The organism is Agromyces excoecariae, assembly GCF_051715505.1.
Taxonomy (GTDB): domain Bacteria; phylum Actinomycetota; class Actinomycetes; order Actinomycetales; family Microbacteriaceae; genus Agromyces.
The window spans coordinates 42169-67147 of sequence record NZ_JBPSLA010000019.1 but is presented as its reverse complement, the minus strand read 5'-3'; the positions used below and the strand labels follow the sequence as shown (position 1 = coordinate 67147).

At 73.2% G+C, this 24979-nt stretch carries 20 protein-coding genes; 12 read left to right on the top strand and 8 right to left on the bottom strand.

What is annotated here, in order from left to right:
• Nucleotides 1–37 precede the first annotated feature (37 nt).
• From ACSJD1_RS17735 to ACSJD1_RS17725, 3 genes are all read right to left on the bottom strand, one after another.
• Nucleotides 38–1399, bottom strand: coding sequence for a type III PLP-dependent enzyme (locus tag ACSJD1_RS17735; protein ID WP_438856419.1), 1362 nt, complete (start codon nucleotides 1397–1399; stop codon nucleotides 38–40).
• Complete coding sequence (locus ACSJD1_RS17730) at nucleotides 1396–1986, bottom strand: hypothetical protein (protein ID WP_438856420.1); 591 nt, start codon at nucleotides 1984–1986, stop codon at nucleotides 1396–1398. Before ACSJD1_RS17730 ends, ACSJD1_RS17735 begins: the two co-directional genes overlap by 4 nt.
• A gap of 94 nt (nucleotides 1987–2080) precedes the next feature.
• The gene (locus ACSJD1_RS17725) at nucleotides 2081–5788 is read right to left on the bottom strand and encodes a DUF3376 domain-containing protein (RefSeq protein ID WP_438856421.1); all 3708 of its coding nucleotides are present in this window, start codon (nucleotides 5786–5788) and stop codon (nucleotides 2081–2083) included.
• A 218-nt stretch (nucleotides 5789–6006) separates the two neighbouring features.
• On the opposite strand from ACSJD1_RS17725, the gene ACSJD1_RS17720 reads away from it, so the two are divergent.
• Nucleotides 6007–6678 (top strand): LuxR C-terminal-related transcriptional regulator, encoded by a 672-nt coding sequence (locus ACSJD1_RS17720; RefSeq protein ID WP_438856422.1) that lies wholly within the window; start codon nucleotides 6007–6009, stop codon nucleotides 6676–6678.
• 52 nt (nucleotides 6679–6730) lie between these two features.
• Nucleotides 6731–8602 (top strand): sensor histidine kinase, encoded by a 1872-nt coding sequence (locus ACSJD1_RS17715; RefSeq protein ID WP_438856423.1) that lies wholly within the window; start codon nucleotides 6731–6733, stop codon nucleotides 8600–8602.
• Nucleotides 8603–8608: 6 nt separating this feature from the next.
• Here the strand turns inward: ACSJD1_RS17715 and ACSJD1_RS17710 are convergent, their stop codons facing one another.
• Nucleotides 8609–8923, bottom strand: coding sequence for an MGMT family protein (locus ACSJD1_RS17710; RefSeq protein WP_438856424.1), 315 nt, complete (start codon nucleotides 8921–8923; stop codon nucleotides 8609–8611).
• Nucleotides 8924–8956: 33 nt separating this feature from the next.
• Nucleotides 8957–9415: a GNAT family N-acetyltransferase gene (locus tag ACSJD1_RS17705; protein ID WP_438856425.1), complete on the bottom strand. Its 459-nt coding sequence runs from the start codon at nucleotides 9413–9415 to the stop codon at nucleotides 8957–8959.
• A 205-nt stretch (nucleotides 9416–9620) separates the two neighbouring features.
• Here ACSJD1_RS17705 and ACSJD1_RS17700 point away from each other — a divergent pair, with 205 nt between their 5' ends.
• Both ACSJD1_RS17700 and ACSJD1_RS17695 read left to right on the top strand, forming a co-directional pair.
• Complete coding sequence (locus ACSJD1_RS17700) at nucleotides 9621–10838, top strand: NADP-dependent isocitrate dehydrogenase (RefSeq protein ID WP_438856426.1); 1218 nt, start codon at nucleotides 9621–9623, stop codon at nucleotides 10836–10838.
• 190 nt (nucleotides 10839–11028) lie between these two features.
• Nucleotides 11029–12930, top strand: coding sequence for a heavy metal translocating P-type ATPase (locus ACSJD1_RS17695; protein WP_438856427.1), 1902 nt, complete (start codon nucleotides 11029–11031; stop codon nucleotides 12928–12930).
• Between the two features lie 52 nt (nucleotides 12931–12982).
• On the opposite strand, the gene ACSJD1_RS17690 is transcribed toward ACSJD1_RS17695, so the two are convergent.
• Both ACSJD1_RS17690 and ACSJD1_RS17685 read right to left on the bottom strand, forming a co-directional pair.
• Entirely contained in the window at nucleotides 12983–13627 is a 645-nt protein-coding gene (locus ACSJD1_RS17690) for a response regulator (protein WP_438856428.1), read from the bottom strand.
• A complete protein-coding gene (locus ACSJD1_RS17685; RefSeq protein ID WP_438856429.1) occupies nucleotides 13624–15369 on the bottom strand; it encodes a sensor histidine kinase in 1746 nt (581 codons plus the stop codon). The genes ACSJD1_RS17690 and ACSJD1_RS17685 overlap by 4 nt, the downstream gene beginning before the upstream one ends.
• A gap of 201 nt (nucleotides 15370–15570) precedes the next feature.
• Between ACSJD1_RS17685 and ACSJD1_RS17680 the strand changes: the two genes are divergently transcribed.
• From ACSJD1_RS17680 to nagB, 8 genes are all read left to right on the top strand, one after another.
• Nucleotides 15571–16170, top strand: a complete 600-nt coding sequence (locus ACSJD1_RS17680; RefSeq protein WP_438856430.1) for a hypothetical protein — start codon at nucleotides 15571–15573, stop codon at nucleotides 16168–16170.
• A gap of 230 nt (nucleotides 16171–16400) precedes the next feature.
• Nucleotides 16401–17585, top strand: a complete 1185-nt coding sequence (locus ACSJD1_RS17675; RefSeq protein ID WP_438856432.1) for an ROK family transcriptional regulator — start codon at nucleotides 16401–16403, stop codon at nucleotides 17583–17585.
• A gap of 71 nt (nucleotides 17586–17656) precedes the next feature.
• Entirely contained in the window at nucleotides 17657–18922 is a 1266-nt protein-coding gene (locus tag ACSJD1_RS17670; protein WP_438856431.1) for an extracellular solute-binding protein, read from the top strand.
• Nucleotides 18923–19081: 159 nt separating this feature from the next.
• Nucleotides 19082–20080 (top strand): carbohydrate ABC transporter permease, encoded by a 999-nt coding sequence (locus ACSJD1_RS17665; protein WP_438856433.1) that lies wholly within the window; start codon nucleotides 19082–19084, stop codon nucleotides 20078–20080.
• A complete protein-coding gene (locus ACSJD1_RS17660) occupies nucleotides 20077–20979 on the top strand; it encodes a carbohydrate ABC transporter permease (RefSeq protein ID WP_438856434.1) in 903 nt (300 codons plus the stop codon). Before ACSJD1_RS17665 ends, ACSJD1_RS17660 begins: the two co-directional genes overlap by 4 nt.
• The gene (locus tag ACSJD1_RS17655; protein ID WP_438856435.1) at nucleotides 20976–22532 is read left to right on the top strand and encodes a glycoside hydrolase family 3 protein; all 1557 of its coding nucleotides are present in this window, start codon (nucleotides 20976–20978) and stop codon (nucleotides 22530–22532) included. Before ACSJD1_RS17660 ends, ACSJD1_RS17655 begins: the two co-directional genes overlap by 4 nt.
• On the top strand, nucleotides 22529–23467 hold the full coding sequence (locus tag ACSJD1_RS17650) for an ROK family protein (RefSeq protein WP_438856436.1): 939 nt from the start codon (nucleotides 22529–22531) through the stop codon (nucleotides 23465–23467). The genes ACSJD1_RS17655 and ACSJD1_RS17650 overlap by 4 nt, the downstream gene beginning before the upstream one ends.
• Nucleotides 23452–24237, top strand: a complete 786-nt coding sequence (nagB, locus tag ACSJD1_RS17645; protein WP_438856437.1) for a glucosamine-6-phosphate deaminase — start codon at nucleotides 23452–23454, stop codon at nucleotides 24235–24237. The genes ACSJD1_RS17650 and nagB overlap by 16 nt, the downstream gene beginning before the upstream one ends.
• Before the next feature lie 84 nt (nucleotides 24238–24321).
• Here nagB and ACSJD1_RS17640 read toward each other — a convergent pair whose 3' ends face one another.
• On the bottom strand, nucleotides 24322–24915 hold the full coding sequence (locus ACSJD1_RS17640) for a TetR/AcrR family transcriptional regulator (protein ID WP_438856438.1): 594 nt from the start codon (nucleotides 24913–24915) through the stop codon (nucleotides 24322–24324).
• Nucleotides 24916–24979 lie beyond the last annotated feature (64 nt).

Here is a 24979-nt window from a genome sequence, read left to right as displayed (position 1 = left end):
GGGGGGCGGCGCGGGGCGCACCGCGCCGCACCCCCGCTCAGGCCGCGGAGACCTCGACGACCGGCGTCCGCGCGATGCCGTTGAAGTCCGTGGCCGTCGCCCACGTGTAGGCGCCCATCATCGGCGAGACCAGCAGGTCGCCGTCGGCGAGCGGCGGCAGCGGCAGGTGGCGCGCGACGACGTCGACGCTGTCGCACGTCGGGCCCGCGAGCGTCACCGGCACCCGCGTCCGGGTGAGCACGCGTCGTGCCGCCCGCTCGGCCGCGTCGTCGCCGACGGGCTGCACGCCCAGCTCGGCCGCGGCGAACAGCAGGGCGTGCACGTCCTCGGCGGGGATGTTCGAGTAGGCGCCGTAGAGCCCCTCGTCGAGGTGGTGCCAGCGTCCGTCGGCGCGGTCGTTCGTGCCGATCACGCGCGTGACGAGCGTCATCGCCGGTGCGGCGACGAAGCGGCCCGGTTCGATCACGACGCGCACGTGCTCCGGAACGGCGGCGAGGGCCGGGCGGATGCCCCGGGCGAGTTCGGCGAGCGCCGGCACCGGTTCGTCGTACGCGACGGGGAACCCTCCGCCGAGGTCGAGCAGCTCGAAGCGGACGCCGTGCCGCGCCTCGAGCGCGCGCATGAGCCGCAGCGTCGTCGCGATCGCCCGCACCCACGGCGCGGCGGACGTGGTCTGGCTGCCGACGTGGAAGGTGAAACCGCGCACGGTGAGGCGGGAGCGCAGGCAGAGCTCGACGAGCGCAGCGGCGTCCTCGGGTGCGACGCCGAACTTCGAGGACAGGTCGGACTTCGCGTCGGGATTCGGGAACGACAGCCGCACGAGCACGCCGACGTCGTGCGTCGGGAGCCCCGCGAACTTCGCGACCTCCGACGGGCTGTCGACGACGAACGTGCGGATGCCGCGCAGGTACGCGCCCGTGATGTCGGCGACCGACTTCACGGGGTGCGTGTGCAGGCACCGCCCGATCGGGACGCCCTCGCGCTCGAGCAGGTCGATCTCGCCGCGCGAGGCGACCTCGAAGGACGCGCCGAAGCCGTGCACCGCACGGATCACGGCCGGGTGGGGGAGCGACTTCGTGGCGAAGTGGATCGCGGCGTCGGGCAGCTCCCGCCGGAGCGCGAGCAGCTGCGTCGCGACCCGGTCGACGTCGAGCAGGAACAGCGGCGACCCGTGCTCGCGCACGAGCGCACCGAGCCGGATGCGCTGCGCGTACGAGGCGAGTTCGCGCCGGACGAGTTCCCGGTGCGGCGGCAGCTCGGGCAGCGGCCCGGTCGCCGTGCCGAGGCGACGTCGAGTCGGTCGGGGACGGCGGGGGCGCAGGTCGGCCCTCTCCACGGGAGCGTCGGACGGGGTCGGCGCGAGCCGGTCCCGGGACGGAGACTGCGGCACGAGGGTCATCGGAGGGCTCCGTCCAGACGGGGCGCCGACGGCGCCGGTCGGTTCGCGCCGGCGGTGGGTGCGGCGTGGCGCCCGGCGCCCGGGACCGGTGCGCTCGGCGCATCCGCCCCGCCGTCGGGCAGGATCAGGCGACGGCCGAGCTCGAACGACACGATCGCGACGGCGTAGAACACGACGTCGGCGGCGAGCTTGCCGACGAGCCATCCGGTCGGGTTCGGCCCCAGCGCCGCGGTCGCCGCGATCAGGAGCGCCGGACGCACGAGGAACGTGTCGAGCGCCTCGGCCGGGCCGAACTCGGCGACGAGGCCGCGCAGCGCGAGGAGGACCGCGGCGGATGCCCGACGCGTGGCGCTCCGGTGGCGACGCACGCGTCGCGAGGCCAGGTGGCCCCGGATGCCGCGGACGAGGACCAGCGCGTAGTAGCCGACGCCCTCGGCGACCGTGCCGGCGACCGCGGCGGCGACGAGCGAGCCCGTGACCTCGTACGCGGCGGCGGCACCGGCGACGGCCGCCACGGTGCCGAGCACCTCGAGCGGCAGGTACCGGGCGATCCACCCCACGACGCGTCCGCGTTCCGATCCGAGCATGCCCCCAGCGTCGCGAGGGTGGGCGCGCGCCGGATCGGGGCGGTCACCCCGGACGGATCGGGGTCACCACTGAACGCGCCGACCCGGGACCGGATCAGCCGAGCGGCGCCCGCTCGACGCGGTCGTCCGTGCGCGGAAGCCGTCGGACGCCGTCCGGCATCCACCAGACGACGTTCGCCCACACCACGATGAACGCCGTCGCGGCGACCGAATCGGCGAGCAGCGGCGCGATGCCGTCCGTCACGAGCTTCGCGAGCGCGTAGGCGCCGAGGCCCGCGAGGACCGACGCGATCGTCACCGTGCACCAGTTGACGAGGTTGATCCAGTTGATCGCCCGACGCCCATCGGCCGTGCCGGGGCGGCTGTCGTCGTCGACGACGATCGGACGGTACCTGATCCGCAGCCAGTCCCACGTGAGGGCGACCGTGACGGCGCCCGCCCCGACGGCGAGGGCGACCCAGTTCAGTTCGCGGGGAACCTCGAGCGCCGCCGGCGTGTGGTCGCGCGTGACGTACTCGGTCACCAGCTGCGCGATCGGCAGGACGCCGCCGAGCAGCGCGAAGACCGAGATCATCCCGATCGTGCGCACTTCGCGTCCTGGGATCGGCGCGCGCGTGGCCGCGGTCGACGCGCGCAGGGCGATCGCCGTGAGCACGATCGTGACGCCGAGGCAGAGCATCATCAGCAGGAAGTTGCTGCCGATGATCGCGATCATGAACGGGAACACGCTCGCGATGGCCACGCCCGCCATGAACCAGGCGGGGCGCAGCGCGCGCCGGCGCGCCTGCCGCGCCGCCTCGCCGAGCCGGCCGCCGAGCGCCTCGGCGACCGCCGACCAGTGACGCAGGCGCGAACCGACGGAACCGGCGATCACCGCGATGGCGACGAGGCCCGAGACGACGGCGACCCCGAGCCACCAGATCGACTCGAACTCGACGTCGTCCCAGGTCAGCAGCCACGCGACCGCGGCGGCGAAGCCCGAGACCAGGGCGAGGCGCGGCGGGTCGAACAGCGTCGGGACGGGGACGAGCAACGGCCGCAGCAGGAAGAGGACGGCCCAGGTGAGCCAGCGGGTGCCCCGGCGAACGGGCTGGACGACGACGCGGTCGAACAGCCGGACGCTCCGCGACGCGATCGCGAACCGGTACGACGGGTCCAGGTTGAAGATCGTGTCGGTTCCCGCGCGCATCCGCGCCCGGCGGGCGGTGCCCGCCTCCTCGAGCGACGCGGACCCCGGTGCCCGGGTCGCCGCCGGCCCGTTCGCCGTCACCGGTTCGAGCGGTGACAGGGCCCGCGCGACGACCTCGGGCTCGTCCGCCTCGGCGAGGACCGCATCCTGCAGGATCCGGACCGCTCGGGTCGTCTGCACCGCATCGGGGGCCAGCGACGTGAAGAACCTCGCGATCCCCGCGGCACCGTCCAGTCGGCCCCACCACCAGTCGTTCACACGCCAGTCGCGGGCCAGGAAGCCGAGGAAGTTGCCGACGCCGTACCCGGCGAGCTTCGAGCCGCGGTCGAGGGAGACCTCCGCCGAGGCCGCCTCGACCGCCGCGGCCGCGTCGGCCGGCGTCAGCCCGGGGGTCCGCAGGGTGCGGCCCAGCATCGAGAACCACCGGTCCTGCGCCAGGGCCAGGTACTCCTGCGGGTCGGCCGGCGGCTCGTCGACGCCGATCGCCCAGTAGCGCACGCTCGAGAGGGCCGGGGGGATCCCGGCCGAGTGGTACAGCGGCGGCAGGTCCACGGCCGACAGCATCGGGCCGTCGGCGAGCGGACGCCAGGGCGACGCGGCCCACCGCGGGTCGAGCTCGCGGCTCCCCGCGGCGATCTCGCGTTCGACGTTCACCGTCGCGATCCGCAGTCGCGCGACCGCCGTGTCGAGGCCGGCCCACAGGTCGGGTTCGCGGAAGCGGCGGCTCTCGGTGAGCCAGAGGTCGATCCATCCGCGCAGGTCGTCTCCGGTCGGGTCGACTCCCCGCTCCGCGAACGCGGCCGTGGCCTCCAGCACGCGGACCGTGACCCGGTCGCGCCACGCGATCGCGGCCGTGAGGGCGGCGTACGCGGCCTCACGGACCTCGCCGAAGGCGAACCCGTGCCGGGCGCCCGGCTCCGAGGGCATGGCCTCCAGCGCCCGGGTCCAGCCGAGGACGCAGTTCGCGGCATCCGCCAGCGCCAGGGGCGAGCGTGCGAACGCGTCGCGGTGCGCGGGCGACAGCGCCGCGACCCGGTCCGTCGCGGCATCCGCCATCGCCGTCAGCTTGACGAGCGGGATCGGACGGTACCGGCGTCGGTGCTCGAGCGAGGAGTGCAGCTGCCACAGGCTCGGTGCCGCGATCGTCTCGGCCAGGTGGTCCGCGAGGTCGACCGCCAGCGCCCTGCGGTAGGCCGGTCGTCGGGTGACCACGCCGGCCGGGTCGGCGAGTGCGCTGGCGACGAGCGGGGCGGCACCCTCGAAGCGCGCCCTCGCGACCTGCTGGTCGGTGTTGAAGCGCTCGAGCTCCGCGACCTCGCGGGCGACGGACTCCCGGCGCAGCTGCTTGTCGAACATGGACCTGATCGCGCGGAAGAACCGGGAGGCGTTCGGGTCCCAGTCGACGCGGCCGCCGAGCGGCGGGTCGGGTTCGGGATCGAGGAAGATCATCGCGCGGTCGGCGCGACGGTCGGACACGCGCGAACGGGCCGCGCGCAGGGCGCGCTCGATCGGCACGTTGTCGAACACCGCGCCGTCGACGACGCGGTAGGGCGTCGACGCCTCGACGCGGTGACCCGCGAACGCGAACCGCATACCGGGCCCGCCGTCGATGCCCGCCTCGTCGCCCGATCCGGCGTCGCCCTGGAAGGAGTCGATCGCCGCCGGTTCGAAGCCCCCGGGAAGCGACGACGTCGATCGCGCCGCCAGCGCGAGCCGCGAGAGGTTCGTGAGGTCGTCCTCGCGCGCGGCGGGGTCGACCGGACGGCCGGTCGTCTCGAGCTCCCGATGACGGGCGGGGATGCGGTTGCCGAGCCGATGGGCGTCGTCGCCGACGAAGCGGAAGTGCCCGCGTCCCTCGTTCGCGTCCTCCTCGTACTCGTCGTTCGCGTCGATCACGGTCGCGGAGAGGTCGACGGCCGTGTACTCCGACACGAGGTCGGGATGCCGGTCGTCGGTGTCGTAGATCTCGACCAGGGCCTTGTCGGTCTCGGCGCGGAAGTAGTTCTCGCCCTGCATGAGCGCGAGGATCCGCCGCGCGCCGGGCGGGTGCAGCAGCCCCCAGAAGCCGCCGACCGAGCCCCAGGTGCGCAGGAGCCGGTCGAGTCCGGTGCCGGCGCGCTGCGCCACCGCGTACACGACGGCGTTCAGGCCGCCGGCGCTCGCCCCCGCGAGCAGGTCGAACTCGACGCGGTCGTAGCCTGCGGCATCCATCATCTCCGCGTAGGCCTGCAGCCGCAGGCGCACGGGCTCGGTCAGCGGCCGCCCCGGCGTCTCGGGCACGAACGCGAGCGTCTCGTCGCCGACGTCGTAGAGGCGGATGCGACGCAGCAGGTCGAGCTCGGCGACCGTCCCGCCGATCCACACCGCGAGGCTCACGCCGCCGCGCATCGCGAGCGCGACACGCAGCGTCCGGTTGAACGACGGGGTCGCGCCCGGTCGACGCGCGAGCACGTCGGCGACGCGCTCGCCGCTCCGGACGACGACGAGCCCGACGCGCCGCCCGGTGGTCGTGACGCCGGTCGGCGCGACCACGTCGGACGGGGTCGCCGACGTCGGCGCGCCGGTCGATCGCGGGGCGGGGGCGGATTCCGGCATCGGACCGGGTCGGACCATGACGCTCCTCGGGTGGGCGGCGCGGGGTTGCGCCTCGGGGGTCGGCGCGGTCGGCAGGGTGCGCGACCCGACCCAAGCGTGGCACGGCTGTCGCCTCGGATGCACGGGGCTGTCCCCACAACGGGGTCCCCCGGGTCCACCGCGCGGCGCGTATTCTCGGCAGAAGGCGGCGCATGGACGTCGGGGGCTTACGCACGCCTTCGAATGGAGGTGCCTGGATGGTTGAGCGCACGGAGGAACGGCCGCTGAGGGTCGCCATCGCCGACGACGCGCTGCTGCTCCGCGAGGGGATCGCGAAGGTGCTCGAGGGCGGCGGCATCGAGGTCGTCTCCTCGGTCGGCACCGCCGACGAGCTGCTCGCGACGATCGACGACCTCGACCTCGACGCCGCAGTGCTCGACATCCGCATGCCGCCGACCCACCGCGACGAGGGCATCGTCGCCCTGGAGCGCATCCGCGCCGACGGCAGCGAGATCGGCATCCTCCTGCTCTCGATGTACGCCACGCCCGAATACGCGCTCCGCGTGATGGGCGCGGGCAGCGGCACGGGCTACCTGCTGAAGGAGCGCGTCTCGGAGCCGCAGACGCTGGTGCGCGCGGTCCAGACCGTCGCGTCGGGCGGCTCCGTCGTCGACCCCGAGGTGGTCGAGCAACTCGTCCAGCGGACCCGCGCGGACGACCCGCTCGCGCGGCTGACCGAACGCGAGCGGTCGGTGCTCGAATTGATGGCGCAGGGGTACTCGAACGGCGGCATCGCGCAGACGCTGTTCCTCGGCCTCAAGACCGTCGAGACGCACGTCCGCAGCATCCTGCAGAAACTCGACCTCGAGGAGTCGCCCGAGCACCACCGCCGCGTGCTCGCGGTGCTCACGCTCCTCGGCCAGAGGTGATGCCCTTGTGATGGCCCCCGGCCGCCGCGGGCGAATCGCGCGTCGAACCGCCGTGATCGCGACGGTCGTGGCCATCAGCCTGTTCATGGAGGTCTCCGGCTACCTCGCCACGCCGGAGGCGCTGCGGCCGGAGCTGTCCTGGACGACGGTGCACGCGATCGTGCCGCTGGTCTTCGCGGCCTGCGCGGGCGTCGCCTGGGCGATCGGGCCGAACCCGGTCCCGGCGCGGCTGATGATCGCGTTCGTGCTGTTCTGGATCCCGCAGGCGTTCTATCCGGTCATCGAATCGCTCGGATGGCTCTGGCCGATCCTGCGCGGCATCGACCTCGGCTGGGCGGTGGTCGCCGGCATCCTCGTGCTGGTCTATCCACGCGGCGGGCTCGGAGACCGCTTCGACCGCGTGATCGCGACGACCGCCCTCGTCGCGACGGTCGTGAACTTCTTCACGGTGCTCGCGCTCGCCGGACCCGACTCGGTGCCCTGCGACTGCGTCCCGAACCCCTACCGCGTCGCCGAGGCGCCGACCGTGTTCGTCATCGTCGACATCGGGTACCGCTTCATCGGCGTCGCACTCGCGATCGCGATCGCGATCCGGCTGCTGCTGCGCTGGGTGCGAGGCAGCGTGCCCGCTCGCACCGTCGCGTTCCTCATGCCGGTCGCGCTGCTGTCGTGGGTGAGCACCCTCGCCGCCCAGATGGTCCGCTACGCGACGGGCGTCCCGGCGAACCTCGCGCTCGAGACGGTGTCGCTCATCGCGATGGCGTCGGTGCCGGTGTGCTTCGTCGCAGGCATCGCGCATGCCCGCAACATGCGCGCCCGCGTCGCCGACCTCATGCGCATCACGCGCGAGGGCGCCGATCGCGGGCTGTGGGCGGAGTCGCTCGCGCGCACGCTCCGCGACGACTCCGTGCGGGTGTTCTGGTGGGACGAGGAGCGTGGGCGGTACGTCGACGCCGCCGGGCGTCCGATCGACTCCGCCGAAGCGGGGCGCGGCCACAGCATCCTGCCCGTCGCGTCGCCGAGCGGCCTGCCGATCGCGCTGATCCGCCACGATCGCGTGCTCACCGACAACATGCGCCTGCTCGACGGCGTCTCGAGCGCACTGCGGCTCTCGGTCGACAACGGCCGGCTCAGGTCGGAGATCGAGCGCACGCTCGAGCAGGTCCGCCAGTCGCGACAGCGCATCGTCGAGGCGGGCGACGAGGCTCGCCGACGGATCGAGCGCGACCTCCACGACGGCGCGCAGCAGCATCTCGTCGCGGTGGGCATGCAGCTGCGCATCGCGGCGAACGCCGCGCGCGCCTCGGGCGACGATGCGGTCGCCGGCGAGCTCGAGCAGTCGATCGGCACCCTGAACCAGGGCCTGAAGGAGCTCCGCGAGCTCGCGCACGGCATCCACCCCAGCCTGCTGTCGCAGGGCGGTCTCGCGCTCGCGCTGCCCGAGCTCGCCGGACGATGCCCGGTCCCGGTCGACATCGCGGTCCAGCCCGAGGGGCGACTCGCCGAGCTCGTCGAGTCGACGGCGTACTTCGCGGTCGCCGAGTCGCTCGCGAACGTCGCCAAGCACTCGAAGGCCACGCGGGCGTGGGTGCGCGCCTACGTGGAGGGCGACGAGCTCGTGCTGTCGATCCGCGACAACGGCGTCGGCGGCGCCTCGCTCGACCGCGGCACCGGGATGCTGGGGATCGTCGACCGCATCGACGCGGTCGGCGGGTCGGTCGAGCTCGACAGCCCGCTCGGCGCGGGCACGTCGGTCACGATCCGGATGCCGGCGCACCTCGAGGCCTCGGAGGTCCTCCCGGGATCGGGCGCAGGCCTCCTCGTCGCCGCCCACCCAGGGGCCGAGCCGCCGGATGCCGCCGCGGCGCCGGATCCGGCGACGACCGTCTCACCCGGCGTCATCGGTTCTCCCGCCGACCTCTGACCCCGATCAGCCGCGCCAGCGGCAGGACGCGAGGTCGATCCGGTACCCGTCCTCGTCGTCGACCGAGCGGATCGGCACGCCTTCGGCGAGGTAGTGCTCGCGCGCGGCGTCGGCATGTCCCGCAGGCGGTCGGCCGCCGGCGCGGACGACCCGCCACCAGGGCACGTCGCCGCCGTAGCGCGCCATGACCTGGCCGACCGCCCGCGCGCCGCGCGAGCCGAGGGTCGCGGCGACGTCGCCGTACGTCATGACCGTGCCCGGCGGGATGTCGGACACCACGGCGAGCACGGCGTCGACGAAGCCCTCGCCGTGACGCGGCATCCGTCGCCCCCGACCAGGCCGTGGATGGCCGGGTCAGTCGCCGAGCTCGAGGGCGCCGATGACGTCGCCGTACTGGGTCTCGCCGACGTCGCGGAAGCCGATGCGGTGGAAGAACTCGCCCGGTCCGCCCTCGCCCGGCTCCCACAGCACGGTGATGCGGTCGAACCCGCGGCTCTTCGCCTCTTCGGCGAGGGCGTGCGCGAGGAAGCGGCCGACGCCCTTGCCCTGCGCCTCGGCGTCGACGTTGATGCGCCAGATGCAGGCCCGGAACTCCTCGTGCTCGTTCTCGGGGTCGAAGTTGCCGTGGATGAACCCGACGACCTTGTCGTCGCTGAGCGCGACGCGCTGCCACGCGGTGGCGGGGTTCACGACCGACGACTCGGCGGCGTAGGTGACCGGCGCGATGAACTGCTCCTGGCCCGGCTTCAGCGACAGGGTGTTCGCGGCGACGATGTTCGTCGCGTTCAGTTCTTCGAGTCGCAGATCAGCCATGCATCGCAGCCTAACCGGATGACGTGACGCGCGGGTAACCCCATGCATCCGGATGGGATGCCGGAGGACCGCGGCTCGGAGCCGTTCGATCTCTCGATGTCGAGATATTCCGACGACGCGGTAAGCTGGTCGACGGCGTGTCCGGACACCCCCGAGACTTCCTCGCTTCCCAAGCAATCCCACGAGATCCCAAGGAGACCGCCCCTTGTCGAAGATCAAGGTCGAAGGTACCGTCGTCGAACTCGACGGCGACGAGATGACCCGCATCATCTGGCAGGCCATCAAGGACCAGCTCATCCACCCGTACCTCGACGTCAACCTCGAGTACTACGACCTCTCCATCCAGAAGCGCGACGAGACCGACGACCAGATCACGGTCGACGCCGCCAACGCCATCAAGAAGCACGGCGTCGGCGTGAAGTGCGCGACGATCACGCCCGACGAGGCGCGCGTCGAGGAGTTCGGCCTGAAGAAGATGTGGCGCTCGCCCAACGGCACCATCCGCAACATCCTCGGCGGCGTCATCTTCCGCGAGCCGATCATCATCTCGAACATCCCGCGGCTCGTCCCCGGTTGGAACAAGCCGATCATCGTCGGCCGCCACGCGTTCGGCGACCAGTACCGTGCCACCGACTTCAAGTTCGAGGGCCCCGGCACGCTCACGATGACCTTCACCCCGCAGGACGGCTCCGAGCCGCAGCAGTTCGAGGTCTTCCAGGCGCCGGGCTCGGGCATCGCGATGGGCATGTACAACCTCGACGCGTCGATCCGCGACTTCGCGCGCGCCTCGCTGAACTACGGCCTCGACCGCAACTACCCGGTCTACCTCTCCACGAAGAACACGATCCTGAAGGCCTACGACGGCCGCTTCAAGGACATCTTCCAGGAGGTCTTCGACACCGAGTTCAAGGAGAAGTTCGACGCCGCCGGCATCACCTACGAGCACCGCCTCATCGACGACATGGTCGCGGCCTCGCTCAAGTGGGAGGGCGGCTACGTCTGGGCCTGCAAGAACTACGACGGCGACGTGCAGTCCGACACCGTCGCGCAGGGATTCGGCTCGCTCGGCCTCATGACCTCCGTGCTCACCACGCCCGACGGCAGCATCGTCGAGGCCGAGGCGGCGCACGGCACGGTCACGCGCCACTACCGCCAGCACCAGCAGGGCAAGCCCACCTCGACCAACCCGATCGCCTCGATCTTCGCCTGGACGCGCGGCCTCGCGCACCGCGGAAAGCTCGACGGCAACCAGGAGCTGATCGACTTCTCGCACACCCTCGAGGACGTCATCATCAAGACGGTCGAGTCCGGCGCCATGACGAAGGACCTCGCGCTCCTGGTCGGCCCCGAGCAGGAGTTCCAGACGACCGAGCAGTTCCTCGACACGATCGACGCGAACCTCAAGGCGCGCCTGGCCGCCTGAGCCTCGCGCTCGCACCTCGAAGGGCCGGATGCCTCGGGCATCCGGCCCTTCGCCGTGTCCGGGACCCCTCGTTCGCCCTCGCGCGCATCCGAGTGCCGTTCCTGCGGTGGAGTACGGGATCGACCGGCACTCCACCGCGCGAACGGACCTTCGTCGCGGTCGGGTCGAGGGAGTGGGCGAGGATGGGGGAATGGCCCGCGGCATCCGTCTCATCCGGCGTTATCCGGTCGTCTCGCTCACGCTCGCGATCGGACTCGTCGGCATCGTGCTGGCGCTCTCCGGGCAGGGCTGGCTCGTCGCGTGGATCTTCAGCGGGTACGCGCTCGCGATCGCCGCGTGGCAGGCGGTCGGCATGGTGCGCGACATCCTGCGCGGCCACTGGGGGCTCGACATCCTGGCGGTCACCGCCATCGTCGCGACGGTCGTCGTGGGGGAATACGTCGCCGCTCTCATCGTCGTCCTCATGCTCACCGGCGGGGAGGCGCTCGAGGACTACGCGAACCGTCGCGCCAAGCGCGAGCTCGACGCACTGCTGACGCGTGCGCCGCAGCGCGCGCACCGGGTCGTCGACGACCACTTCGTGGACGTGCCCGTCGACGAAGTACGGCCAGGAGACGTCCTGCTCGTGCGCCCGAGCGAGATCGTGCCCGTCGACGGCACGCTGCGCTCCGACGAGGCGTCGGTCGACGAGTCGTCGATCACGGGTGAGAGCATCCCCGTCGAGAAGCACGCCGGCGACGAACTGCTCTCCGGGTCGGTGAACGGCCCGGCCGCCATCGAGATCGTCGCGACCGCCCGCGCCGCCGACAGCCAGTACCAGCAGATCGTGGCGCTCGTCGCCGAGGCCGCGGCCAGCAAGGCGCCCGTCGTGCGATTGGCCGACCGGTACGCCGTGCCGTTCACGGCGTTCTCGCTGCTGCTCGCCGGCGCCGCGTGGTGGATCTCGGGCGACCCGGTGCGGTTCGCCGAGGTGCTCGTGCTGGCGACGCCCTGCCCGCTGCTCATCGCGGCGCCCGTCGCCTTCATCGGCGGCATGAGCCGGGCCGCGCGCAACGGCGTGATCGTGAAGGGCGGCGGCGTCCTCGAGCAGCTCTCCCGCGCCCGTACGGCGGTCTTCGACAAGACCGGGACGCTGACGCACGGCTCGCCCGAGCTGGTCGCCGTCAGGCCCGAGCCGCCGTACGGCGAGGACGAGCTGCTGGGGCTCGTGGCATCCGCCGAGCAGTACTCCTCGCACGTGCTCGCGGCATCGATGATCGACGCCGCGACCGGGCGCGGCATCCCGCTCGCGGAGGCGGCGGCCGCGCGCGAGGCGGCGACGAACGGCGTGGTCGCCCGCATCGACGGGCACGAGGTCGTCGTCGGCAAGTTCGCGTTCGTCGCCGAGCACGCCCCGTCTTCGCGGCGCACCGACATCGCCCCCGGCGAGCTGGCGATCTACGTGGCGGTCGATGGCAGGTACGCGGGGGCGCTGCTCGCCCGCGACCGCCTGCGGGGCAACGCGGCCGCCACGCTCGAACGACTGGACGAGCTCGGCGTGCACCACACCATGATGCTCACGGGCGACGCGCAGGCGACCGCCGACCACATCGCCGCCGAGCTCGGCATCGAGCGCGTGCGGGCCGAGTGCCTGCCCGCCGACAAGGTCCACGAGGTGGCCGGGATCGCCGAGCGGCCGGTGATCATGGTCGGCGACGGCGTCAACGACGCGCCCGTGCTCGCGGCCGCCGACGTCGGCATCGCGATGGGGGCGCGCGGCGCGACGGCGGCGAGCGAGTCCGCGGGCGCCGTGATCCTCGTCGACGACGTCTCCCGCACTGCGAAGGCCGTCGAGATCGGCCGCGACACCGTGCGCATCGCCCTGCAGTCCATCTGGCTCGGCATCATCGTGAGCGTCGCGCTCATGCTGGTGGCCGCGTTCGGGCTCATCCCGGCGACCGCCGGCGCGCTGCTGCAGGAGCTCGTGGACCTCGCGACGATCCTGGCCGCCCTGCGGGCCATCGGCGGCCGGCGCGACGCCCGGGCTGCGGTGGACACCGGCCGTGCCGACGTCGGGTCCGGGTCGGCGCGGCCGGACGCCGCGCGGCGCTGACGGCCGGCGAGGCGGCCGCCCGCCCGCGCGGCGGGACCTCGACGGCCCGGCGTCAGCCCGCGAGCCCCGACGTGTGCGCCACGACCACGGCCTGCACGCGGTCGCGCACCCCGAGCTTCAGGAGCACGCGCGCGACGTGCGTCTTCACCGTCGTCTCCGCGAGGAAGAGCTCGGCGCCGATCTCCGCGTTCGAGAGCCCGCGCGCCATGGCGCGGAGCACCTCGCGCTCGCGCGGTGTCATCTCGGCGGCTCCGGCCGGGGCCGCCTCCGCCGTCGGGCGCTCGACGTAGCTCTGCACGAGCCGGGCCACGACGCTCGGCCCGAAGGTCGACTCGCCGGCCGCGCAGGCCTTCACCGCGGCGATCAGTTCGCGCGGCGGCGTGGTCTTGATGAGGAACCCCGACGCGCCGGCCCGCAGGGCACCCGCGACGTAGTCGTCGAGGTCGAACATGGTGAGCACCATGACCCGGGCGGACGGGGCCGCGGCGAGGACGGGCCCGATCGCCGTGATGCCGTCGCCTCCGGGCATCTCGACGTCCATGAGCACGAGGTCGGGTTGCAGGCGGGCCGCCTCGCCCACGGCCGACGGCCCGTCGTCGCAGACGGCGACCACCTCGAGGTCGGGGTCGCTCTCCAGGATCGAGACGAGCCCGCTCCTGAGCAGCTCGTGGTCGTCGACGAGGATCAGGCGGGTCACCCGCGCGCTCCGTCCACGTGCACGAGCGGCAGCCGCGCCATCACCCGGAATCCCCGGTCGGCTCGCGGACCGGCGGCGAACTCGCCGCCGACGTCGGCCACGCGCTCGGCGAGCCCGGTGAGCCCGTACCCGCCGCGCGATCGCGGTGCGGCCCGCGCGCCGTCGTCGACCACCGAGACCTCCACCGCGTCGCCCACCACGGCCAGGCGGAGCGCGATGCGGGACCCCGGTGCGTGCCGCGCCGCGTTCGCGACGCCCTCCTGCGCGATCCGATAGGCGGTCTCGGCGAGGTCGCGGGGGAGGTCGGGCGGCGGGTCCTGGAGCATCGCGTCGACGTGCACGCCGGCGCGGCGCATCCGCTCGACCAGCGACGGCAGGTCGGCCGGGCCGCGGTCGGCCGAGCCGCCGAGCGTCGCGCCCGCCAGCCGCGGCATGAGGTCGTCGAGCTCATCGACGGCCTGGTCGGCGGCCGCGACGACCACGTCGATCGCCCGGATGGCCGCGTCTCGGTCGGAGGCCCACCGGAGCTCCGCCGCGCCGGCCTGCATGATGATGACCCCGATCGAGGCGGAGACCGCGTCGTGGAGCTCACGCGCGGTCGCGATCCGGTCGCGCTGCACGGCAGCGCCGGCCTCGCGATCGAGGATCGCCTCGTGCCGGGCGGCGCGGGCGGCGCTCCGCCGACGGCGGGCATCGAGCACCCGGCTCGCGGACCCCGTGAGCGCGGCCGCGGCGAGCATGACGACGAGGATGCCGACGTTCTCGGGCGACCACACCATCTGCGACCAGACGCCGACGGCGGCCAGGGCGACCGGACCGAGGACCGCGAGCGGCCCACGTCGCGGGCGCGCGACGGCCGCCCACATCGGGAGACCGAACGCGAGCACGGTCCACGTCCCGAACCGGACCGGCGTCCCGAGGGCGGCGCCGACCGCCACCGCGGCCGCCTGGACGGCGAGCGCGGCCCCGGGGTCCACCCGCCAGGCCAGGGTCGCTGCAGCGGCGGCGACGCCCAGGAGGACGGCGAGGACGGACGGGCCGCGGAGGTCGAGTGCCGGACCGGCCAGCGATTCGAGCAGGCACACCGCGACCGCGAGAGCGGCGAGGACGAGGTCGAGCGCTCCCGGGCGCGGGCGCGGCGGTGCGATGGGTTCCGCCTCCGCGGGCACGGGGCCGCCGTCGCCGCCGGGCGCCCGCAGCAGCTCGAGCAGGCGTCGGAGCTCGGCCGTCGCGGCGCGGCCGTCGTGCTGGATCGCGCGGAGGAGGTCGGGCACGTCGGCAGGGGAGGCGGGGGTCGTCGCGCCGGCGGTCGCGGGGTCGCCCGGGGCGGCCGCGGCGAGGTCGTGCCCGGAGTTCGCGCGGTCGTCGTCCTCCGAGTCCGCGGCCGCGGGGCGGAGGGTCGACGGAAGGGCGGCGGCGTGCGCCCGGATGCCGAGTACGGCGCGACGCACGACCGCTTCGATGTCCGCGGACATCCTGGCCCGTTCCTCGTCGACCGCGGCCCGGGCGGCCTCCTCCGGCGAGCGCCCGATGGTCGCCGACGCGAGCGAGGCGGCGCGGTGCGCGGACCGCCACGCGAGGACCGCCGCGCGCACCCCGAGGCCGAGGAAGGCGAAGAGGATCGACACGAACACGACGTCGAGCGGCGGCAGCGCGCCGCCGTTCAGGGCGGCGACGGCGGCGACCGCCGCGGTGATCGCGACGAACGCCACGACGGCGAACGACCGGATGCGCGGGCCCATGCGACGAACGCTAGTGCGCCGCCGAGGCCGTGCGCATCCTCCGTGGGGACGACCCCGATGACGTGCCCGCGGAGGAGGGCGATCGGTCCCGACCGAGGACGGCCGCGGTCCCCCTCGGCGGATGCGGCCGCGCACGTGCGACGGGAGCCTGCTCCCGGTGGTCGTCGACCACCGCATCCCGTCGAACCGGAGGTACCAGCCATGTCCCGCATCCGCCTCGCCGCACTCATCTGCGCGATCGCCACGTCCGCGATCGCCCTCTCCGACGCGCTCACGCGCATCCTCACCGGTTCCGACTCGGTCTTCGCCGACGGGAGCCCGCTGCCGTTCGTCTCCGCGGTGGGGGGCGCCGTCCACGTCGCCTGCTATGCGCTGATCGTGGTCGTGCTGTTCACGGTCGCGGCGCCGGTGTTCCGGGGACGCCCGTGGCGTTCGGTCGTGCGCTGGGCCCTCGCGGCCGTGTACGGCACCATGGCGATCGGGCTGACGGTGCACCTCTTCGGCATCGAGCCCGAGGGCGTGCTCGGCATCGCCGTCAACGTCGGGTTCTTCGGAATGCTGCTCCTGCCCGCGGTGCTCGGCATCACGCTGCTCGTGCAGAGCGACCGCTCGCCGTCGGCCTGGCTCCTGATGCTGACGCTGCCCGCCACGGCGCTCCTCTTCGTCCTGCCCGGGTCCGCGGCGCACCCGGGGTATGCGGAGACGCTCGCGAACCTGGGCCTCGTCCTGCTCGGCGTCGGCGTCGCGGCCACGCGTCCGGCAGCGGACCGGGTGCGTCCCGTCGGGTCGGTCGCGGCCTGAGGCAGCGGATCCGACCACGGAGCGCGACCCCGGTGCCGGAACGGCGCTCACCGCCCGTTCCGGCACCGGCCGGCGTCGCGGTCGTGCCGTGCGTGCATGGATCGACAGGTCACGGGTTTGTAAAGAACATGAACGAATTTGGCCCGAGGGGTTGCGCGGGGGTTTGTTCGTAAGGTGTACTAACAAACGTGACGGCAACGGAAGCAGCACCCGGGCAGGCGCCCGCAGGCATCACACTCGGCGGCGCGCGCACGGCAGGGCCGGCGACGGCGGCCGGCCAGCTCTTCGCGGGCCGCGCCCTCCGCACCTCCGGCAAGGTGCTCCCCGAGCACGCCCGCAGCCACAACCGCTCGCTGGTCCTGCAGACGCTCTACTCGTCGGGCGCGCAGAGCCGGGCGGATGTCTCGCGCGAGACCGGGCTCACGCGCGTCACCGTCTCCGACCTGGTCGCCGAGCTCATCGGCGAGGGCCTCGTCGTCGAGCTCGGCCACCGCGAGGACGCGCGTCCCGGCAAGCCGGCGACGCTCATCGACATCGACCGCGCCGGCCACCACGTGGTCGCCCTCGACCTCTCCGAGCACACCCGCTTCCGCGGAGCGGTGCTCGACCTCGACGGCACGATCGTCGCCAGGGCCGAGGTGGCGCTCGACGGTGCGACCGGCGAGCGTGCGGTCGAACTCGTGACCGAGCTCCTCGACGGGCTCCTCGCGCTCACGACGGCGCCGGTGCTCGGCATCGGCGTCGGATCGCCGGGTGTCGTCGAGCCCAACGGCGTCGTCCACTCCGCCCCCAACCTCGGCTGGACCGACCTCCCGCTCCAGGAGCGGCTCCGGGCCGCGTTCCACCTGCCCGTCCACGTCGCCAACGACGCCAACGTCGCCGTGCTCGCCGAGCACGCGGGCGCCCCGGGCGACCTCCTGCTGGTCAAGGTCGGCCACGGCGTCGGCGCCGGCCTCGTCGTCGGCGGGCGCCCCGTGCTCGGCGCCGGCAGCGCCGCGGGCGAGATCGGCCACGTCGTCGTCGGCACCGACGGCGGCCCGCGCTGCGCGTGCGGCAAGCACGGCTGCCTCGAGGCCTGGCTCGCCGTGCCCAGGCTCACCGCCGAGCTCGAACGGCTCGGCGACGCGGATGCCGCGGCATCCGCTCGCGAAGAGACCCTGCGGGAAGCGGGCCGACGCCTCGGCATCGTGCTCGCCCCCGTCGTCGGTGCGCTGAACCTCTCCGAGGTCGTGCTCAGCGGACCGACGGAACTGCTTGACGGCCCGCTGCTCGAGGCGGCCGCCGAGACGGTCCGGAACCGGACGATGACGGAGCACCACCGGGAACTGAGGCTCCGGATGACCGCGCACGGGCAGGACATCGTCCTGCGCGGGGCGGCCGTCATGGTCCTCTCCGGCCAACTCGGGGTCTCCTAGGCCCCAACCCCCTGCACCACGGGTGGCAGCAGCCCCGCTCCCACCTTCCCCCTACGAAAGGAAACCACGCAATGAGGAACCTCGGCATCGTGGCGCTCGGCGCCGCGGCTGCGCTGACCCTCGCCGGGTGCGCCACCACCGGAGGCGACGCGGCCTCCGAGGAGGGCGCGGAGATCCGCGTCTGGCTCGTCGGCACCGACACCCCCGACGCGGCGCGCGAGCTGCTCGTCGACACCTTCGAGGAGGAGCACCCCGGCTCCACGCTGGTCATCGAGGAGCAGTCGTGGGACGGCCTCGTCGACCGCCTGACCACGAGCCTGTCCGGCTCGGACAGCCCCGACATCGTCGAGGTCGGCAACACCCAGGCGTCGGCGTTCACCTCCGCGGGCGCGTTCATGGACCTCACCGACCACTACGACGAGCTCGGCGGCGACGACCTGCTGCCCGGCTTCGTCGAGGCGGGTTCCTACGACGAGAAGTTCTACGCGGCCCCGCTGTACTCGGGCGCTCGCCTCGTCTTCTACAAGAAGGACGCCCTCGCGGCCGCCGGCCTCGAAGCCCCGACCACGCTCGACCAGTACGTCGACCAGGGCATCCAGCTGGCGACCGACAACCCGGGGAAGTCGGGCATCTGGTGGCCCGGCCAGGACTGGTACAACGCCCTGCCCTACATCTGGGAGAACGGCGGCGAGATCGCGGTTCCGGACGGCGACCAGTGGGACGCGCAGCTCTCGAGCGACGAGTCGATCGCGGGCCTCGAGCAGGTGCAGAAGGTCATGACCGAAGCGTCGCTCGCGCCCAAGGACGGCAACGAGACCAACCCGCAGGTCGGATTCTGCGACGGCACCACGCTGCAGCTCTCGGCCCCGAGCTGGGTCAAGTGGTCGATCCTCGCCCCGGAGGACGCGGAGACCCCCGGCTGCCCCGACCAGGAGGAGAACCTCGGCGTCTACGCGCTCCCGGGCGCCGACGGCGACGCCGCACAGGTCTTCGCGGGCGGCTCGAACATCGGCATCTCGGCCAAGACCCAGCACCCCGAGCTCGCGCTCGACGCGCTGAAGATCATCCTCTCGGACGAGTTCCAGACGATCTACGGCGAGAACGGCCTGGTCCCGGCGAAGCTCTCGCTCGCCGACACGCTCGGCACCGACGAGGTCGCGCAGGCGATCGCCGCCGCGGCCGGCAACGCCAAGCTCACCCCGGCCTCGCCGAAGTGGGCCGACGTCGAGGCCGCGGGCATCCTGCAGGACCTCTTCGTCAACATCGCGCAGGGCGGCGACGTCGCCCAGCTCGCCGAGGAGGCGGACCAGCAGATCGAGGACATCCTCAACGGCTAGTCCTTGCCACGCGGTGCGGCCGCGCGCACACTCGACGTGCGGCCGCACCGACTCCACCGGGCCCCGGGCCGGCAGTGCCCCACACACGCTGCCGGCCCGGAACCATGAGCGGGCACCGCCCGCGGCATCCCACCTCGCCGTCTGACGCAGGAGCCCCACATGACCACCACCGACACCGGCCTCCCCCCGGCCGTGAGCGCGGTCGACGGCGAGCGCATCGTCACGCCGCAGCCCGTCGAGCCGCCGAAGCGACGTCGCTTCAGCCGCCGTGCCGGGGGCCTCACGCCCTACGCCCTCCTCGTCCCCGCCTCGCTCGTGCTCGCCGCGATCGTCGGCTGGCCCCTGATCCAGCTCCTGGTCACCTCGATGCAGGAGTTCGGCCGCGCGCAGGTGTTCGGCGCTCCGCCGACCTGGGTGTGGTTCGAGAACTACGTCTCCGTGCTCACCGACGTCACCTTCTACGAGGTGCTCGGTCGCAGCCTCGTGTTCGCCGCGGTGTGCGTGGTGACCACGATGATCCTCGGCACGCTCATGGCCCTCCTGCTCCAACGCCTGCCGAAGGGCTTCCGCCTGCTGCTCTCGCTCGGCATGCTGCTCGCGTGGGCGATGCCGCCCCTCTCCGCGACCATCGTCTGGGGCTGGATGTTCGACACCGACTACGGCGTCGTCAACTCGGTCCTCGTGAACGGGTTCGGCCTCGAGCAGTTCCGGCAGCACTCGTGGCTCATCGATCCGCTGAGCTTCTTCCTCGTCGCGGGCATCATCATCGTCTGGGGCGCCGTGCCGTTCGTCGCGTTCACGATCTACGCCGGCCTCACCCAGGTGCCCGACGAGGTGCTCGAGGCGGCACAGCTCGACGGCGCCGGGGCGTTCGATCGCTTCCGGCTGATCACCTTCCCGTACCTCAAGCCGATCTTCCTCATCACGACGATCCTGCAGATCATCTGGGACCTCAAGGTGTTCACGCAGATCTTCGCGCTGCAGGACATCGGCGGCATCCGCGCCCTCACCAACACGCTCGGCGTGTACATCTACCAGGTCTCGATCGCGGGCGGCGACTTCGGCACGGGCGGTGCGATCGCGGTGATCACCGCGATCATCCTCATGGTCGTCTCGCTCTACTACGTCCGCCAGACCATCAAGGAGGAGGAGCTGTGAGCGCCACCACCGCCATCGTGACGGGCTCGAGCACGCGCCCGGCTCCCGGCCGCGGGCGCGGCCGAAACCGCCTCTCGACCGCGCTCTGGAGCGCGCTGTCGGTCGTGCTCTTCGCCCTGTTCGCCTTCCCCGTCTACTGGATGGTGAACACCTCGTTCCAGCCGAACAACGAGATCCGCGGCTCCGAGATCCACTTCTGGCCCGACAACTTCACGCTGCGCAACTACGCCACCGTGCTCTTCGACCCGGGTCGCACGCCGTTCGCGCCGGCGGCGGTGAACTCGCTCGTCGTGACGCTCACGACGGTGCTCGTGGCGCTCGTCTTCGCGTTCCTCGCGGCGGTCGCGGTCACGCGGTTCCGGTTCCGGAGCCGTCGCGGGTTCATCGTGATGATCCTCGTGATCCAGATGATCCCCGGCGAGGCGATGATCGTCTCGATCTTCCGCGTGATCGACGGATGGCACCTGCTGAACACCCTCATCGGCCTCACGATCGTCTACGTCGCCACGGTGCTGCCGTTCACGATCTGGACCCTCCGCGGGTTCGTCAACGGGGTCCCGGCCGACCTCGAGGAGGCGGCGATGATCGACGGATGCTCCCGGGCCGGCGCCTTCTGGCGGGTCACCTTCCCGCTGCTCGCCCCCGGGCTCGTCGCCACCGGCGTCTTCGGCTTCATCCAGGCGTGGAACGAGTTCGTGATCGCGCTCGTGCTGAACGCCCGGCCCGAGATGATGACGCTGCCCGTGTGGCTGCGCACGTTCCTCGTGGCCAACGGCACGACCAACTGGGCCGCCATCATGGCAGGCTCGACCCTGATGGCGATCCCGGTCATCGTCTTCTTCCTGATCGTCCAGGGCCGGATGACGAGCGGACTCGTGAGCGGAGCGGTCAAGGGATGAGCGAGACGATCCGGAGCGGCGCGGGCCAGGACCTGCGCCGCGACATCCTCACGACCCTGCTGCCCGGCTTCGCCGGCCCCGAGGCGCCCGAGTGGTTGCTCGACCTCCTCGGCGAGGGCCTCGGCGGCGTGTGCGTCTTCGCTTCGAACGTGGTCTCGCCCGTCCAGCTGGCGAGCCTGACCGCCGAGCTCCGCGACGCGAACCCCCTCGCGGTCGTCGCCATCGACGAGGAGGGCGGCGACGTCACGCGCCTGTTCTCCGACCGCGGCGCGCCGTACCCCGGCAACGCCGTGCTCGGCCGCATCGACGACCTCGCGCTCACGCGCGCCGTCGGGCGCGCGGTGGGCGAGGCCCTGGTCGCGGTCGGCTGCACCATGACGTTCGCGCCCGACGCCGACATCAACTCGAACGCCGCGAACCCGGTCATCGGCGTGCGCAGCTTCGGTGCCGAGCCCGGCCTCGTGGCCCGGCACACTGCGGCGTGGGTCGAGGGCGTGCAGTCCGCGGGAATCGACGCGAGCGCGAAGCACTTCCCCGGCCACGGCGACACCGCGACGGACTCGCACCTCGCCCTGCCGGTCGTCGACCTGCCCCTCGAGGCGCTGGACGAGCGCGAGCTCGCGCCGTTCCGCGCCGCGATCGCGGCCGGGACCCGGTCGATCATGACCTCCCACATCCTGCTCCCGCAGCTCGACCCGGAGCACCCCGCCACCCTGTCTTCCCGCATCCTGCACGGCCTGCTCCGCGGGGAGCTGGGGTTCGAGGGCGTCATCGTCTCCGATGCGCTCGACATGGCCGGGGCGAGCGCCGGGCGCGGCATCCCCGAGGCTGCCGTGCTCGCGCTCGCCGCCGGCTGCGACCTGCTCTGCATCGGCACCGACAACACGGGCGAGCAGATGGAGGAGATCGCCCTGGCGATCGCCGACGCCGTCGCGTCGGGCCGGCTCGCCGCCGAGCGCGTCGCGGACGCCGCGGCCCGGGTGCGGGCCCTCGCCGCCGTGCACCGCCAGGCCCCCGAGCCCGACGCACCCGCCGTCCCGGCGGGGATGCTGCCGCTCGACCTGCCCGCCGGCCTCGCCGACCGCGTCGCCGCGTCGTTCCACGTCGCGCCCGGTGCGCTCGACCGGCTGTGCGCGACCGGTTCGGTCGGCACGATCGTGCGGGTCGAGACGGTCGCGAACATCGCCGTCGGCGGCGTGCCGTGGGGGCCGTTCGCGCTCGCCGCGGTGCCCGACGCCGATCATCCGGCTCCGGCCTGGCTGACGGATGCCGCGGAGGTCGTGCTCGACGCCGCGAACCCGCTGCCGGAGCCGGCCGCGCTCGCGGGTCCGGTCGTCGTCATCGGAAAGGACCTGCACCGGCACGCGTTCGCGGTCGACGCGATCGATCGTCTGCGCGCGTCGCGCGCCGACGTGGTGACGGTCGACATGGGCTGGCCGAGCGAGGACCTCGCGACCGCCGACCTCGCGACCTTCGGCGCCTCGCGCGGCGTCGCCGCGACGTTCGCGGAGCTCGTGCAGGACGCGCTGACCGCCGCGGCGGAGGTGTCGTGAGGCTCGGGATCGACATCGGCGGCACCAAGACCGCGGCCGTCGCGATCGGCGAGGACGGCGAGCTCAGCGACCAGGTCCGCATGCCGACGGGCTTCGGCGCCGAGGAGGTCGTCGCGACGGCGCTGCGCACCGTGGAGCGGATGTCCGAGCTCGCCGGCGTCGACGCGCGCGCGTTCCACTCGATCGGCATCGGCATCCCCGGTTCGGTCGACTCCGGGACCGGACGCGTGACGCATGCGGTCAACCTCGGCCTCGAGGGCCTCGACCTCGGCCCGCGCCTCGCAGATCGGCTCGGCATCGACGTGCGGGTCGAGAACGACGTGAAGGCGGCCGCGCTCGGCGCGCACCACCTGCTCGGCGTGGCCGACGGCATCCGTGCGCATTCGATGGCCTACCTGAACCTCGGCACCGGACTCGCCGCCGGCATCGTGCTCGACGGGCACCTGCTGCGCGGCGGTCGCGGCGTCGCGGGCGAGATCGGCCACATCCCGGTGGACCCGGCGGGCGACCGCTGCGCCTGCGGACAGCGCGGGTGCCTCGAGACGCTCGCGTCGGGATCGGCGCTCGCGACGCTGTGGCCGAGCGCCCATCGGTATCCGGCGATCGACCTGTTCGACCGGGCGGATGCCGGTGAGCACGACGCCGTCGCGGTGCGCGAGCGCTTCCTCGTCGGCGTGGCCTCGGCGGTGCGCCTCCTCGCGCTCACGACCGACGTCGACGACATCGTCATCGGCGGCGGGCTCGCCGCGCTCGGCGACCGACTGCTCGCGGGCACGCGCCGCGTGCTCGGCGGCTGGGCCGAGGATTCCGCATTCCTCGCCTCGCTCGACCTGCCCCGCAGGGTCCAGGTGATCCCGCGCGGCTTCCCGGCGGCGGCCGTCGGTGCCGCCCTGATCGGAGAGGAACTGGAGGCGCCGGCATGGCAGAGGTCGTGATCGTCCGCGACGAGGAGGCGGCCGGCGAGCTCGCGGCATCCGCCGTCGTCGACCTCCTGCGTGCGCGCGCCGACGCCGTGCTCGGCCTCGCGACGGGGTCCACCCCGCTCAGCACCTACCGTGCGCTCGCGCGTCGCATCGCGGCCGAGGGCATCGCGACGGCCGGCGTGCGTGGCTTCGCGCTCGACGAGTACGTCGGACTGCCGCCGGGGCATCCCGAGGGGTACCGCCAGGTCATCGCGCGGGAGGTGGTCGATCCGCTCGGCCTGACGCCCGAGCTCATCCGCGTGCCGAACGGCGATCCGGCGAGCATCCGGACCGCCGCCGAGGACTACGAAGCGGCGATCGACGCCGCGGGCGGGGTCGACCTGCAGATCCTCGGCATCGGGCGCACCGGGCACATCGGATTCAACGAGCCGGGGTCGTCCCTCGCATCGCGCACGCGCGTGAAGACGCTGACCGAGCAGACGCGCATCGACAACGCGCGCTTCTTCGATTCGATCGACGACGTGCCGATGCACTGCATCACCCAGGGCATCGGCACGATCCTCCGTGCCCGGCACCTCGTGCTCCTCGCCTTCGGCGAGGCGAAGGCCGACGCCGTCGCGGCAGCGGTCGAGGGGCCCGTGTCCGCGAGCCAGCCGGGCTCGGCGATCCAGTTGCACCCGCATGCGACGGTCATCGTGGACGAGGCGGCCGCGTCGCGGCTCGCATACGCCGCCTACTACCGTCACGCCTGGGCGAACAAGCCCGACTGGCAGGGCATCTGAGCCGACCGGAGTCGCCGCGCCGGCGACCGGCGCGGTGGATCAGTGCATGGCGGATCAGTGCACGGCGGATCAGTGCACGGCGGCTCAGTGCACGAGCGCCTCGCCGAGCGCGGCGAGGTAGGCCTCCTCGTCGAAGTCGTCGAGCAGGGCCCGCTGGAGGATGAACCCGGGAGCGGCCGACAGGATCACCGGCGTGACGCGCTCGGCCCAAGCGCCCGGATCGCCCTCGACGCGGTCGGGGTTCGCCCGCGCCCACTCGGCGAGCTGGGCGCCGATCGCGCCGCGCAGGCGCAGGAACACGACCTGCACGAGGTCGCGGATCTCGCGGTCGACGATCGCCTCGGACCACAGCTGGGGGAGGACCTCGCTGAACGGCTCGCTGCGGATGCCGCCGACGAGCGTCGCGATGATCTCGCCGGGGGCGAGCGGACCGCCGTCGCGTCGGCGTTCGGCGAGCTCGACGCGGCGAGACTCGAGCAGCCGTGCCGCCGCGGCGGCGAAGAGCTCCTGCTTGCCGTCGGGGAAGTTGCCGTAGATCGCGCCCGCCGAGAGGCCGGACGCCTCGACGAGGTCGGCGATCGACGTCTTCGCGTAGCCGCGCTCGGCGAAGCAGCGGAGGGCGACGGCGAGGATCTCCTCGCGTCGCGCGGCCCGGTACTCATCGCTCACCTTCGGCATCGGCTTCCTCCCGTCGCTTGACGATCCTACGTCTCGGGTCCATTATAAAGAACGAGCATTCGTT